Annotated in this window: 10 protein-coding genes; all 10 read left to right on the top strand. The window is 64.2% G+C overall.

Features of this window, described 5'->3' with window-relative positions:
* The first annotated feature begins 38 nt into the window (after positions 1-38).
* The 10 genes from VOI18_RS14290 to VOI18_RS14335 all read left to right on the top strand — a co-directional run bounded on the left by VOI18_RS14290 (position 39) and on the right by VOI18_RS14335 (position 14,123).
* Positions 39-1,748 carry a carboxylesterase/lipase family protein gene (locus VOI18_RS14290; protein ID WP_323763094.1) on the top strand — a complete coding sequence of 570 codons (1,710 nt, stop codon included), beginning with the start codon at positions 39-41 and terminating at the stop codon, positions 1,746-1,748.
* Between the two features lie 113 nt (positions 1,749-1,861).
* A complete protein-coding gene (locus VOI18_RS14295) occupies positions 1,862-3,736 on the top strand; it encodes a monovalent cation:proton antiporter-2 (CPA2) family protein (protein ID WP_323763095.1) in 1,875 nt (624 codons plus the stop codon).
* Between the two features lie 110 nt (positions 3,737-3,846).
* A complete protein-coding gene (locus tag VOI18_RS14300) occupies positions 3,847-5,475 on the top strand; it encodes a L,D-transpeptidase family protein (RefSeq protein ID WP_323763096.1) in 1,629 nt (542 codons plus the stop codon).
* A gap of 335 nt (positions 5,476-5,810) precedes the next feature.
* Positions 5,811-6,890: an OmpA family protein gene (locus VOI18_RS14305; protein WP_323763097.1), complete on the top strand. Its 1,080-nt coding sequence runs from the start codon at positions 5,811-5,813 to the stop codon at positions 6,888-6,890.
* Positions 6,891-7,118: 228 nt separating this feature from the next.
* Positions 7,119-8,405: a cystathionine gamma-synthase family protein gene (locus tag VOI18_RS14310; RefSeq protein ID WP_323763098.1), complete on the top strand. Its 1,287-nt coding sequence runs from the start codon at positions 7,119-7,121 to the stop codon at positions 8,403-8,405.
* A gap of 78 nt (positions 8,406-8,483) precedes the next feature.
* Positions 8,484-9,755: a hydrolase gene (locus VOI18_RS14315; protein WP_323763099.1), complete on the top strand. Its 1,272-nt coding sequence runs from the start codon at positions 8,484-8,486 to the stop codon at positions 9,753-9,755.
* A 12-nt stretch (positions 9,756-9,767) separates the two neighbouring features.
* Entirely contained in the window at positions 9,768-10,784 is a 1,017-nt protein-coding gene (locus tag VOI18_RS14320; protein ID WP_323763100.1) for an arginine N-succinyltransferase, read from the top strand.
* Positions 10,785-10,788: 4 nt separating this feature from the next.
* On the top strand, positions 10,789-12,237 hold the full coding sequence (gene astD, locus VOI18_RS14325) for a succinylglutamate-semialdehyde dehydrogenase (RefSeq protein WP_323763101.1): 1,449 nt from the start codon (positions 10,789-10,791) through the stop codon (positions 12,235-12,237).
* 2 nt (positions 12,238-12,239) lie between these two features.
* Complete coding sequence (gene astB, locus VOI18_RS14330) at positions 12,240-13,580, top strand: N-succinylarginine dihydrolase (RefSeq protein ID WP_323763102.1); 1,341 nt, start codon at positions 12,240-12,242, stop codon at positions 13,578-13,580.
* 99 nt (positions 13,581-13,679) lie between these two features.
* Entirely contained in the window at positions 13,680-14,123 is a 444-nt protein-coding gene (locus tag VOI18_RS14335; protein WP_323763103.1) for a response regulator, read from the top strand.
* Positions 14,124-14,126: the final 3 nt, after the last annotated feature.

Raw genomic sequence — 14,126 nt, forward strand, 5'->3', positions numbered from 1 at the left:
ACCGCCCCAGCCTCTCGGCCATAAACGGGGAGGGCTGCATGCGTCTTGGATATCTGGCATTGGGATTGGCCGCCTTGGCGGTATCGGCGTGTTCGTCCGGCGAGGAGGTTGCCTTTGTGCCTGTGCCGGCCGGGGATCTCGTCCGTACGATCGCCCAGGGCGAGCTGGTTGGCTTCGAATCGGAACACGGCGCGTCGGCCTGGATGGCGGTGCCCTATGCCGCGCCGCCCGAGGGGGCGTTGCGCTGGCGCGCGCCGCGTCCGCCGCTGGCCTTCGAGGCACGGTTTGAGGCGCTGGAGGCCGGCGCTGTCTGTCCGCAGGTGACCAATTCCCTCAGTGCAGGCGAGGACTATGACACGGGCGTCCTGATCGGTGCCGAGGATTGCCTGACGCTGGACATCTATGCGCCGCGTGATGCGTCGCCGGACGATGAGCTGCCGGTGATGATGTGGATCCATGGCGGCGCCAATACCTGGGGCTCGTCCTCGGAATATGACGGCTCCAACCTGGCCAATGAGCGGGGCGTCATCATCGTGGCGGTGCAATACCGGCTCGGACCGCTCGGCTTTTTCGCCCATCCGGCGCTGCGGGCCGATGCGGAGATCCCGGACGATGCAGCCGGAAACTTCGCGCTGCTCGACCTGGTGGCGGCGCTGCAATGGGTCAGCGGCAATATCGAGGCCTTTGGCGGTGATGCCGGCCGGGTAACAGTGTTCGGTGAGAGCGCCGGCGCCTACAATATCGCCGGCCTGATGGCGATGCCGCAGGCGCGCGGACTGTTCCAGGGCGCCATCATGCAGAGCGGCGGGACGGCGTCGGTGCCGCTGGATATCGCCGAGAATGGCGGCGGTCTCGACGCGGTCGCCGGCCTGGCCGCCGGCGCGTCAATTGCCGGCCCGGATGCGACCGGGGAGGCCCTGCGTGCCGTCTCGCTGGCCGAGGTCTATGCACCCTATCGCGACGAAGACGGCGAGCTGACTTCCATGCCCCGCATGATCGAGGACGGGGTGACCTTGCGCGAAGGCGGCATCCTCGCTGCCGCCGAGGACCCGGACGGCTTCGCCCCGGTCCCGCTGATCACCGGCACCAATCGCGACGAGATGAAGCTCTATACGGTGTTTGACCCGCGCCTGACCCGGCGACTGGGCCCACTGGTCTGGCTGCGCGACCGTGACACGTATGAGGCGGTTGTCGAATACCCCAGCCGGATGTGGCGCTACAATGCGGTGGACGCGTTGCTGGACCGTCTGGTGGCTCATGGCCGCACGGATCTTTGGAGCTACCGTTTTGACTGGGACGAGGGTGGCTCGGTGCTGGTGACCAATACCGGCGAATTGCTGGGCGCCGCCCATGCGATGGAGATCCCGTTCGTGTTCAATCATTTCGAGTTGTTTGGCTCATTCGATCGAGTGCTGTTCAACGATCGCAATGCAGCCGGTCGTGCCGCCATTGCCGATGCCATGGGCGCGTACTGGGCGACATTTGCCGCGACCGGTCAGCCGGGTGGCGCGGCTGGCAACGGCGCGGACTGGCCGCGTTGGAACGAGGCCGGGGCGGCCTTGCGTTTTGATACGCCTGCCGATGGCGGCGTGGCGGTTTTCGAGCGCCTGGAAAGTCCGGTCGCGATTGCCGAGGCGCTGGCGGGGGACCGGCGGATAGACGACGCCACGCGATGCGCGATTGCCAATGGCATGACAGGGCGCCAAGCTGAACTGCAACCGGCCTTCGCGGGTGTGCTCGACTGCTGAGATTGCCGGTCCGGGGATCGCATTTCAGGGCAACATGCAGCTGGTCGCCCCGGCTTGTCGCGTTATGCTGATCACGGCGGGGCATTCGGCCCGGCGCTGATTCGGTGTGCGCCATGGACTCACTACTCTTGCAGGCTGCGATCTATCTGGGTGCCGGTCTGATTGTCGTCCCGATCGCCCACCGGCTCGGCCTCGGCTCGGTGCTGGGCTATTTGCTGGCCGGGGTCGCGATCGCGCCCCTGCTGGAACTGGTCGGTTCCAATCCGGAAAGCGTGCAGCATTTCGCCGAGTTCGGCGTGGTGATGATGCTGTTCCTGGTCGGGCTGGAACTGCAACCACGCGTGCTCTGGAACCTGCGGGTGCGGTTGTTCGGGTTGGGCGGTCTGCAGGTCGCCGTGACCACGGCGGCGGTCGCGGCTTTTTGCCTGGTGATCGGTCTCGACTGGCGGCTGGCCATCGCGCTGGGACTGATCTTCGCGCTCTCATCAACCGCTATCGTCCTGCAGACGCTGGGTGAGAAGGGCTGGCTGCGGACCGATGGCGGCCAGTCCGCCTTCTCGGTTCTCCTGTTCCAGGACATCGCGGTGATCCCGATGCTGGCGCTGATGCCCTTTCTGGCGCTGCCCGATCTGGCCGGCAGTGCGACCGACATAGCCGGCCACGGCAGTGCGGACAGCACACCCTTCTCGCATCTGCCGGCCTGGGGGCAGGGTCTGGTCACGCTGGGTGTGGTTGGCGGGATCGTCCTGGGTGGACGATACCTGACCCGCCCGGCCTTCCGCATCATCGCGCGTACCGGACAGCACGAGCTGTTCCTGTCAGCCGCCCTGTTTCTCGTGATCGGCATCGCGGTCCTGATGAGCGCCGTCGGCCTGTCTCCGGCCCTGGGCACATTCCTCGCCGGCGTGCTGCTGGCCGAGAGCGAATACCGGCACGAGCTGGTCAGCGATCTGGACCCGTTCAAGGGGCTCCTGCTGGGCGTGTTCTTCATAACCGTCGGCGCCGGCATGGAGTTCGAGCTGCTGGGCGCTCACCCCGGCCTGATCATCGGACTGACCCTGGCCTTGATCGGGGTAAAGGGGCTGATCTTGCTGGGGCTGGCCTTTGCCTTCCGGATGGAGGGGCGGGCGCGATGGCTGTTCACCTTCTCGCTGGCGCAGAGCGGCGAGTTCGGATTTGTCCTCCTGGCCTTCGCCAGCGGGGTTGATGTGATACCGCCGGAGATCGCCGGCATTGCCGGGCTGGTCGTCGCCCTGTCGATGATGGCGACGCCGCTGATCATGATCGTCTTTGAACGCTGGGTCTCGCCGCGCGTGCGTCGCTCGGCCTCGCCCGAGCGCGAGGAGGACATGATCGAGGAGGAGGCTCCGGTGATTATCGCCGGGATGGGGCGGTTCGGACAGATCATCCAGCGCATGCTGGTCATGGATGGCTACAAACCGGTGGTCCTGGACAATTCCGCCGAACATATCGATGGCCTGCGCAAGTTCGGCATCCAGGTCTATTACGGCAATGCGATGCGGCCCGGCCTGCTCGAGGCGGCAGGGATCGCCCGCGCCAAACTCCTCGTTGTCTGTACCGACAATCGTGAGCGGGCGGTCGAGCTGGTCCATCACGTCAAGCAACGCTACAGCCAGGTCTATGTGATCGCCCGGGCAGCCAGTCGGGAGCATGTCTACCAGTTGCGCGCCGCCGGCGCCGACCTCGCGATCCGCGAAATGTTCGGGTCCTCGCTCGATGCAGCACGCCGGTCGCTGGAAGTCTTGGGTGAAAGCCCGGATCGGGCCCGTCGCAAAAGCGAAGCCTTCGCCCGTCATGACGAAGAAAGCCTGCAGCAATTGTTCGAGGTCTGGGACGCCGATACCGACGTGTTCGACAATGAGGCCTACATGGAGAAGGCGCGATCGCGGGTTGTTTCGCTGGAGGAGCTCATGGCCGAGGACATCGGGGATCCGGACGAGCGACGGCCTGACGGCGCGCCGGACTGAAGCCGGTGGCTCACCCCTCGACGGGCGTCGGGGCACGGGTTACATCCGGCCGCCAAAATGATTAACGTAGGGTCGGAATGGACAGGGGCGACCGCGTGATGCGACGCAGCATGATCTCATATCTGGCCGCTGGGCTGTGGCTGTTGCTGACCGGCCCTGCATTGGCCGGGGCGCAGGCTGTCGAACCGGTTGCGCCAGGCACAGGTCCCGACGCCGATATCGCCCGCGAAGCCGAGGTGGTGGCCCCCGCCGCCCCGCCGGCCCGGCCGGTCGCGGATCTCGAACGCTGGTCGGACAGGATCACCGGTTGGACCGCCGCACATCGCGAAGCCATTGCCGTTCGCCTGTTCGATGCACCCAGCCATGGACTCCCCGATCTCGACGCGCACGCGGTCGCGATCCTCGAGGGTGAGGGATCCGAGGCGGAACTCAACCGTTTGGCAGGAATGGCCTATCTGCGTTTTGCCGGCTGGCTTGAGTTCGGATTGATTGACCGGGAGACCCAGGCACTGCGTGTGTTGCTGGACGACGACGCCGAACTTCTGGTGCGGCGGCTTCGATGGGCGTTCGAGGCCGGCGATGCCGCACAGGCGATCGACGACAGCGCTCCCACCGTCCGCGATTATGATGCCCTGCGCGCGGAAATGATGCGGGTGCTCGCAGTGACACCGATCTGGCCCGGCGTTTCGACAGGACCGTCGCTCAGCCTTGGCGATCAGGGCGCGCGCGTCGACCAGTTGCGGACTCGTCTGACGGCGGAGGGCTTGCTGGATGGTGACTGGCAGGAGGGCGCGCCCTACGACCTGCGCCTGGAAACGGCCGTCCGGCGGTACCAGGGCCGGACCAATCTGGCGCCGACCGGCCGCATGGACCAGGCCACCCTGCGCCAGTTGAACCTGCCGCCGGATCGCCGGATTGGGCAGTTGATGGCCAATCTGGAACAGCGCCGCTGGCGGACCCGCGATCTCGGGCGGCGGCATATCTGGGTCAACCTCGCCGATTTCAGGCTTGAGGCCTGGGAGGATGGTCGACTGGCCCGCGAGCACGAGGTCATGGTCGGGCGCCAGGCCAGCTCGACGCCGGAATTTTCCGAGGACATGCAGTATATCGTGCTCAACCCCTGGTGGGGATTGCCGGCCGGCTCGGCGCGGCCGCGCTTCCAGTCATTCCGTCGCAATCCGTCCTTGGCGCGCGAGCTCGGCTTCCGGATCTATGATCGCAGTGGCGAGGCGATCTCGGTCTACGAAATTGACTGGAGCCGGTGGGGCGGCGACTGGCCCTATCGGATGTCGCAGCCGCCCGGGGCGGACAATCCGATGGGCGAGGTCAAGTTCATTTTCCCCAACCGCTACAATGTCTACATCCATGACACGACCGAGCGCGACCAGTTCGTGCGGACGCGACGTGATTTTTCTGCCGGATGCATCCGTGTGCAGGACCCGCTGGCTCTGGCGCAATGGGTGCTTGACGGGCAGGACGGCTGGGACCGGGACCGGATCGATGCGGTGGTCGCCGGAAGCTCGCCGACCGTTGTCTGGCTGGACGACCGGATACCTGTCCATATCGCCTATTGGACCGTGGTCGGGGATGCCGACGGCCGGGTGCGTTACCTCAATGATCTCTATCACCGCGACAGCGGTGTGATCGACGCCTACCTCGCCGCCCATGATTCCCAATCCCTGCCACTGCCCACCGCAACGCGCCCGCTTTCCGGCGCGGTTGCGGTCAGTTTTGAGTAACCGGGCCGCGCCCACCGTCGAAAGATGCAAACTTGCTACAGTTCCCACACCGGAATTCGACCGGTCGATGACGGGGGTTTCTCTGTAACCTATTGATTTTCTGTAGGGTGGCGTGTGACGAGCGCAATTACGAGGGGCGAGGTGTGTCCCGTCTGCAACGGGCGCGAAATATTGCATCAAATCCTTGATTTGCCATCGTCTGGTGTAGCGCTCGCGATCTAATTGTAGTAGTGGAAATCATAGGAAACGCTCGAACGGGCAGGGTTCCTCGTGTTCGACATTCGGTCGAAGACGGTCAGTCACACCAAGGGAGCGCTGCTCCCGGAGGGGGAATGATGAAGAAACGGCTTTTTACGGCGGTCGCCGTCGGGGCCTTCCTGGCAGCGGGACCCGCGTTCGCTGACGAAGGCTGGTACGTGCGTGGCGCTGTCGGTTACGGTGGCCCGGGTGACACTACTGTCTCGGGCTCGCTGAATGGCGATATTCAGGGCGAAGGCAATTTCCGCGAAGCGGCTGCCCTCGGCTATGAATGGATGGACGGCTTCCGTCTCGAAGGCGAACTGGCTCACCGTTACAATGATACCGGTTCTGTTGGTGGCTTCGAGAACAGCCTCAGCAAGTTCCAGGTCTGGACGCTGATGGCCAACGCTATCTTCGACTTCAATCCGGACGGTACATACCACCCGTATGTCGGCCTTGGCCTCGGTCTTGCCGAGACCAGCGCCACCTTGGCTGGTTGGTCTGCGGGCACGACCCCGCTGAACCCGACCCCGGCTGATTACGTTGTGGCCCAGGACAGCGACAATCCGTTCGCTTGGCAGGTCATGGCCGGTATTGGTTGGGATCTGACCCAGCGCCTGACCCTGGACACCGAATACCGCTACTTCTCTACCGGCAGCAGCGACTATGCGCCGGGCGTGAGCGTTGACGGTCTGGGTGGTCACGAGTTGTGGGTTGGTCTGCGTTATTCCTTCGCAGCCCCGCCGCCTCCGCCGCCGCCTCCGCCGCCGCCTCCGCCGCCGCCTCCGCCGCCTCCGCCTCCGCCGCCTCCGCCTCCGCCGCCTCCGCGCGTGTGTGACGATGTCAGCTTCCCGGTCTACTTCGAATGGGACAGCTCCACGCTCACCGCTCAGGCTCGTGCGGTTATCGCGCAGGCTTCGAACCAGCGTGGCTCTTGTGGCGTCACTCGCGTGACCGTCGCCGGCTTCACGGACCGTTCCGGTGCAGCGTCCTACAATGTGGGCCTGTCCGAGCGCCGTGCTCGCGTTGTTCGTGAAGAACTGGTTCGCCTCGGCGTTCCGGCCAGCACGATCTCGATGGAAGCCTTTGGTGAGACCCGCAACGCTGTTGCGACCGCCGATGGTGTCCGCGAGCCGCTGAACCGTCGTACGGAAGTGGTTATCGTCCTCGATTAATTTCGAGCGATCGCTGAACAAGATGCGGCCCGGTGTTTGTCACCGGGCCGCATTTTTTTTGTCTTGCGTGCGAGTTTGGAATATTCGTGCACACAAATGCTGGTTTGAGGGCATGTTTGCGCTGATTTCCTGCTGTGCTGAGGACAGGCTTGACCGGCCCGCCAGCGCGGTTCAAACCGACCGAAACCCTTTGCAGCAACAAGGCAGCGAGGTGTCGGGAGAAGAGTTATGAGCAAGCCGGACAAGTCCTATCGCAAGCGTGAAGTTGGCGGGCGCACATTGAGCCCGGAAACCCAGATGATGAGCTATGGCTATGATCCCAAGCTCTCGGAAATGTCGATCAAGCCACCGATTTTCCTGACCTCCACCTTTGCCTTCGCCACGGCCGAGGACGGTGCGGCCTTCTTCCGTGTCACGCTGGGCCAGGCCGAGGAAGGCGATCCGGAATCTGCCGGCCTCATGTATTCGCGGTTCAACAACCCGAACATGGAAGTGCTGGAAGACCGGCTGGCGCTTTACGACGGTGCTGATGAAGCGGCCGTCTTCTCGTCGGGCATGGCGGCGATCTCGACCACCCTGATGGGCCTCGCCCATGCGGGTTCGGTCATCCTCCAGTCGACCCCGCTCTATGGCGGTACGGAAAGCCTGATCCGCAAATTCCTGCCGAACTACGGCATCAAGTCGGTCGATTTCTTTGCGGGCGCCAGCGAGGAGGAGTTGCAGGCCGCCGCCGAGGCCGCCATGGCCGAGGGCGAGGTTTCCGTCATCTACACGGAAACGCCGACCAATCCGACCAATGACCTGGTCGACCTAGCCGCCTGTCTCCGCATCGCCGACATGATCAAGGCCAAGCAGGGCAAGCGCCCATGGATTGTGGTCGACAATACCTTCCTTGGACCCGTCGGGCAGGCGCCGCTGGCGCTGGGTGCCGACGTCGTCATCTATTCACTGACGAAATATATCGGCGGCCATTCCGATCTGATCGCCGGTTCGGCGTCGGGTTCAAGCGACGCCATGGCGCTTATCCGCGGCTTGCGCGGGTATCTGGGAACCAACCTGGACGCCCATACCTGCTGGATGCTGCTGCGCTCGCTGGAAACCGTGAAGATCCGGATGGAAGCAGCCGCGCTCGGCGCCCGCAAGGTCGCCGAATATCTGCGCGACCATCCCAAGGTCGGCCGGGTGCGCTATCTCGGCTTCATGGAGAAGGGCACGCGCGATGGCGACATCTTCCAGGCCCAGTCGACCAGCGCCGGTTCGACCTTTGCCTTTGATCTGGCCGACGAGAAAGCCGCCTTCCGCATGCTCAACGCGCTGCAGGTGATGAAGCTCGCCGTCAGCCTGGGCGGGACCGAGACACTGATCTGTCACCCGGGTTCGACGACCCATCGCGGTGTCGATCCGGAGCTGCGCAAGCGGCAGGGTTTCTCTGACGGCCTGGTCCGCATCTCGGTCGGGATCGAGAATCCCGATGATCTGATCGCCGACCTCGAACAGGCCCTCCAGCACGCCTGATAACGCCACCATGCACCCCGGCCGACGCAACCTGTCGGCTGGGGTGGACGGCCCGGTTTAAACGGCTATCACTGGCTCATGCAAAACACGCTGGACCTCAATCCGGAAGAGCGCGCCGTACTCGATTGGATCGATACGCGGGCTGACGGCATGATCGAGACCGTAAAGGCCTGGTCTGCCATTAACTCGGGCAGCCGCAACGCGGACGGCCTTGAAGCCATGCGCGCCGAGCTGGAAACCGCCTTCGCGGCGACCGGCGGCGAAATCAGCGCGATCGAGCTGCCGCCAACAACGGTGGTCGATCCGGACGGCACCGTACGCGAGCAGGCTTTCACCCCCGCCTTTCATTGCCGGATCCGGCCGCAGGCCCCCATCCGTATCGTCATGACCGGTCACCACGACACGGTGTTCCCCGCTGGCAGCCATTTCCAGGACACGACGCTTTGGGACAACGACACGCTCAACGGGCCAGGTGTTGCCGACATGAAGGGCGGCATTCTGGTGATGCTGCACGGCATTCTCGGTCTGGAGCGATCCCCCTGGAAGGACGAGATCGGCATTGATGTGCTGATCAGCCCGGACGAGGAAATTGGCTCGTTGGGCTCCGGTCCAATCCTGGCCGAGCTGGGGGCCGGTGCCGATATCGGCATGACCTATGAGCCCGCACTCGCCGATGGATCACTGGCCGGTGCCCGCAAGGGCTCGGGAAACTGGTCGCTGAAGGTGTCGGGCCGCTCGGCTCATGCGGGGCGCGAGCATCATCTCGGCCGCAATGCCTTGGCCGCCGCCTGCCAGTTCGGGCTGGGGCTGGACGATCTTAATGGCAAGCGCCCGGACGTGACCTTCAACCTGGCCCGTATCGATGGTGGGGGACCGCCCAATGTCGTGCCCGACAATGCCGTCGTGCGCTTCAATGTCCGGGTCAAGACCGAGAATGACCGCGTCTGGGTCGAGGCCGAGCTGGAACGCCTGGTCGATGAGATCCGGGTCCGCGACGGGATCGAAGCGGAACTTCATGGCGGTTTCACCCGTCCGCCCAAGCCGATGTCACCGGCCAATGCCAAGATGTTCGAATGGACCCGGGCCGCCGGAACGGCGCTGGGCCTCGACATTCGCTGGCAGGACACAGGGGGTGTCTGTGAGGGCAATAACCTGTGGGCCGCCGGTTGTCCGAATGTCGACACGCTGGGCGTTCGCGGAGCGGATATCCATTCCGACCGTGAAATCGTAAAGCTGTCCAGTTTTGCCGAGCGTGCCAAGCTCTCAGCCATTTTGCTGATGAAGTTCGCGCAAGGCCAATTCGACGCGCGGGAAGCGCGCGCGCTGGCGAAGGCCGGCCCACAAGCCTGATCGGGGGGAAACATGCTGATCGTACGTGCGGCGAAAAAGAACGACCTGGACGCGCTCGTCCGCCTGGCTGAAGAGGCTGGCACCGGATTTACCTCGCTGGCGGTGCCGCCGGAGGTTCTCGAGGACCGTCTGGCAAAGTCGGAGGCCGCGTTCTCCGGCCCGGGAAAAGAGCAGACCGAGGATACCTACCAGCTGATGCTGGAGGATACCGAAAGCGGCCGTATCGTCGGTTGCTCGGCCGTCAAGGCGATGGTTGGGGTATCGAAGCCCTACTGGGATTTCAAGATCATGACCCTGGCCCAGCACTCGACCGAGGCGGGCCGTCGTTTCGACATGGACGCGATGTTGCTGGTCAATGATTTTGCGGGTGCGTCCGAGGTCGGGACCTTGTTTGTCTCCGAAGCCGGGCGCGGCAGTGGTGCCGGTCGGCTTGTCGCCCAGTCGCGATACATGTTGATAGCGGCGGGGCCGCAGCGCTTCGGCGAAAAGGTGCTGGCTGAGCTGCGGGGCGTCGTTCACGAAGACGGCTCTTCACCCTTCTTCGACCATGTGTCCCGTCCGTTCTTCCGCATGGATTTTGATGATGCAGACCGGTTGTCCGCGGCGACCGACAACCAGTTCATTCTCGATCTGGGGCCGCAGCACCTCATCTATGTCGACCTGCTGCCGGAACCGGCACGTGCCGTGATCGGGCAGGTCCACAAGGATGGTGAGGGAGCGTACAACCTCCTGAAATGGGAAGGTTTCCACTATGACCGCTATGTCGACATCTTTGACGGCGGGCCGCTGGTGTCGACCTGGACGGAAAATATCCGGACCCTGCGCGAGAGCCGCGAGGTGACCGTCAGGGCGGCCACCACGTCGGGCGGCGCCACCGGCATTCTGTCCACGGACCGTTTCGAGGATTTCCGGACCTGTCAGGCACAGGTCGTGGATGATGGTGATGTTGTCGGCGTGTCCTATGAAATGATGGAAGCGCTCGATCTGCGCGAAGGTGACAGTGCCCGCTTTTGGCGACACAAGAGGTAGGATCATGAACTATATCAACGGTGAGTGGCGCGACGGTGACGGCGCGGAATTCGTGTCCAACAACCCGGCCGACGGCAGTGTCGTCTGGTCCGGAAAGGCAGCGGCTCCGGCCACGGTTACCGAGGCTTTCGAGGCGGCGCGGGCGGCTTTCCCAGCCTGGGCCCGTCGCCCGCTCAGCGAGCGGATCGCCATTGTCGAGCGTTTCCGGTCCGAACTCGAGGCCCGCAAATCCGAGCTGGCCGAACTGATTTCCCGGGAAACCGGCAAGCCGCGCTGGGAAGGTCTGGGCGAAGCCGGCGCGATGATCGGCAAGATCGATATCTCGGTGAAAGCCAACAGCGAGCGCACTTCGGGCCATGAAAGTGAAACCGCCTTCGGGTATGCGCGACTGGCGCACAAGCCGCTCGGCGTGATGCTCGTGCTCGGGCCTTACAATTTCCCCGGTCATCTGCCCAACGGCCACATCGTTCCAGCGCTGATCGCCGGCAATGTGATCGTGTTCAAACCGTCCGAGATTACCCCGGGTGTCGGCGAGGCCATGATGAAAGCCTGGGAGGCAGCGGGCCTGCCCGCCGGCGTCATGAACCTGGTGCAGGGCGCTCGCGAAACCGGTGCCGCGGCGCTGGACAGCCCACAACTCGATGGCGTGCTGTTCACGGGCTCCTGGGGCACGGGCAAGTTCATCCATGAGACCTTTGCAGGTCGGACCGGCGTACAGTTGGCACTGGAAATGGGCGGCAATAATCCGCTGGTTGTCTGGGGCGCGGAAGATGCCGAGGCGGCTGCACGCATTGCCGTGCATTCCGCCTACATTACCGCCGGACAACGCTGCTCCTGCGCCCGCCGCCTGATCCTGCCAGAGGGCGAGTTTGGCGAGGCCGTGATCGCCGCGATCATCCGGATCGCCGGTCAGCTGACGATTGATCGCTGGGATGCGGCCGAAGAACCCTTTATCGGCCCGCTGGTCTCGGCCCGGGCGGCCCAGGGTGTCCTGGACGCGCAATCCGATCTGGTGCGGCGAGGCGCGCGCCCGTTGCTTGAGGCCGCGCGGGTGGCCGAGCTCGGCGATGCCTTCCTGCGCCCGGGCCTGCTTGACGTGACCGGTGTCGATGTGCCGGACGAAGAAGTCTTCGGGCCGCTCATCCAGGTTGTCCGCGTCGCGAGCTTTGACGAGGCCGTCGCCGCGGCCAACGATACCGCTTATGGCTTGGCGTCTGGACTGGTGTCGGATGACGAGGCCTTGTGGGACCGCTTCTGGGTGGAAAGCCGGGCCGGCATCGTCAACTGGAACCGACCGACCTGCGGGGCAGCGTCCAACATGCCGTTTGGCGGGCCCGGCCAGTCCGGCAATCTGCGCCCGAGTGCTTATTACGCGGCTGATTACTGTGCCTATCCTGTGGCCACCCAGGCCGCACGAACTCCCGAGCGCATGGCCGTCAAAGGGGTGGACTGAACATGGCCGCGCGCGAGGCGAATTTCGATGGTTTGATCGGCCCGACCCATAATTATGGCGGGCTGTCGGATGGCAATCTGGCCAGTGCGCGCAATGAGGGGCTGATATCCTCACCGCGCGAAGGCGTGCTTGAGGGCCTGGCGAAGATGAAACGCCTTGCCGATGCGGGCCTGGTTCAGGGCCTGCTGCCGCCGCATGAGCGTCCATTCCTGCCGCTTCTGCGCCGGGCCGGCTTTTCCGGCTCGGATCAACAGGTATTGGAACGGGCCTGGAAACAGGCTCCGGGGTTGGTCCGCAAGGCATCATCGGCGTCACCGATGTGGGCGGCCAATGCCGCGACCGTGTCGCCATCGGCTGATACCCGAGACGGGCGGCTGCATTTCACGCCAGCCAACCTGCTAACCACCCTGCACCGGTCCATCGAAGGCCGGCAGACCCAGCGCAGCCTGTCCTGGGCGTTTGCCGACAGGGCGCGTTTCTCGGTCCATGACCCCTTGCCTATGCAGGCGGATTTCGCGGACGAAGGTGCAGCCAACCATGTCCGGCTTTGTGCGGAGCAGGGCGGCGCCGGTGTCGAGATTTTCGTTTATGGCAGGAGCGCGGGCGAGACCTGGGCCGGCGCCTATCCGGCACGCCAGACCCGTGAGGCCTGTGAGGCGGTGGCCCGCTCGCATGGTCTTGATCCCAAGCGCTGCGTCTTCCTGCGGCAGTCCCAAGCCGCGATCGATGCCGGCGCCTTCCACAATGATGTGGTGTGTGTGGGAACGGCCACCACGTTGTTCTTCCACGAACAGGCCTTCGAAGACAAAGCCGGCGCTCTGGACGCCATCCGGCGCGCCGCCGACGGACTGTTCGACCCCGTGTTTGTGGAAGTGCCGGAGGCCGAGGTGCCGATCGGCGACGCGATCACGAGCTATCTGTTCAATTCGCAATTGCTGGAATGGCCGGACGAAGACCGGCTGGCGCTGATCGCGCCGAAGGAAACCGAGGAAACCCCGACGACCCGCGCCTATTGTGCCGCCATGGTCGCCGGCAATGGCCCGATCGGGCGTGTGGAGTTTGTCGATGTCCGCCAGTCGATGCGGAATGGCGGCGGGCCTGCCTGCCTGCGTTTGCGGGTGGTGCTGACCGAGCAGGAGCTTGCGGCCGTGACACCGTCTGCTCTGATGAGTGAGGCGCTTTACGACCAACTCACGAGCTGGGCGAGCACGCATTACCGTGACCGGCTGGCGCCGGATGATCTGGGCGATCCCGCCTTGATGAGCGAGTCGCGGGCAGCGTTGGATGCATTGACCGGACTGTTGAAACTCGGTGGCGATTTTTATCCATTCCAGCGTGCCTGACAGGGGTCTGGCAACGTAGAATAATCCTATTCTTCAACAGCCTATCCAAACGGGAATTTCGTGATAGTTTGCCGCCTTCAACCCGTGGGGAGGGCGAAATTGGCTGACGCAGGGTCCATTCCTGTTATTCTGGTGGACGATGATCCGGATGAGCATTTCTTGTTCAGGGAGGATCTCGAAGACGCGGGTATCGATTTCGCGTTTCACGGCTTTGCCCGGCCGGATGATGCGTTGGAGCATTTGCGCTCGATGGATGGTGCGCCCGCTTTGGTGCTGTGTGATCTCAGCCTGGCGGGCGGCGATGCACTCGCCTTTATCCGCGACGCCGGCCCCTGTCTCGGAGCGGGTACGATTGGCGTATACTCCGGCGCCAGGAATCCTGAAATGGAAGAGAAATGCCGGGCTGTTGGCTCGACATTCTATATCGTCAAACCGGTTTCCCGCGCCAAGCTGGTCGATGCACTGGCCAAATCGGGCCGGATCAAGCTGACAGAAACCGGCAACGGTCGCGTCACGCCTGTTCTGGCGGCGACGGGCGCCTGATCC

The sequence above is a fragment of the Maricaulis sp. genome (assembly GCF_034670125.1).
Classification (GTDB): Bacteria; Pseudomonadota; Alphaproteobacteria; order Caulobacterales; family Maricaulaceae; genus Maricaulis.

What these genes read in the sequence shown, in the direction of transcription:
- VOI18_RS14290 (WP_323763094.1), top strand. Translation starts at nt 39, where the DNA reads ATGCGTCTTGGATATCTGGCATTGGGATTGGCCGCCTTGGCGGTATCG.
- VOI18_RS14295 (WP_323763095.1), top strand. Translation starts at nt 1,862, where the DNA reads ATGGACTCACTACTCTTGCAGGCTGCGATCTATCTGGGTGCCGGTCTG.
- VOI18_RS14300 (WP_323763096.1), top strand. Translation starts at nt 3,847, where the DNA reads ATGATCTCATATCTGGCCGCTGGGCTGTGGCTGTTGCTGACCGGCCCT.
- VOI18_RS14305 (WP_323763097.1), top strand. Translation starts at nt 5,811, where the DNA reads ATGAAGAAACGGCTTTTTACGGCGGTCGCCGTCGGGGCCTTCCTGGCA.
- VOI18_RS14310 (WP_323763098.1), top strand. Translation starts at nt 7,119, where the DNA reads ATGAGCAAGCCGGACAAGTCCTATCGCAAGCGTGAAGTTGGCGGGCGC.
- VOI18_RS14315 (WP_323763099.1), top strand. Translation starts at nt 8,484, where the DNA reads ATGCAAAACACGCTGGACCTCAATCCGGAAGAGCGCGCCGTACTCGAT.
- VOI18_RS14320 (WP_323763100.1), top strand. Translation starts at nt 9,768, where the DNA reads ATGCTGATCGTACGTGCGGCGAAAAAGAACGACCTGGACGCGCTCGTC.
- astD (WP_323763101.1), top strand. Translation starts at nt 10,789, where the DNA reads ATGAACTATATCAACGGTGAGTGGCGCGACGGTGACGGCGCGGAATTC.
- astB (WP_323763102.1), top strand. Translation starts at nt 12,240, where the DNA reads ATGGCCGCGCGCGAGGCGAATTTCGATGGTTTGATCGGCCCGACCCAT.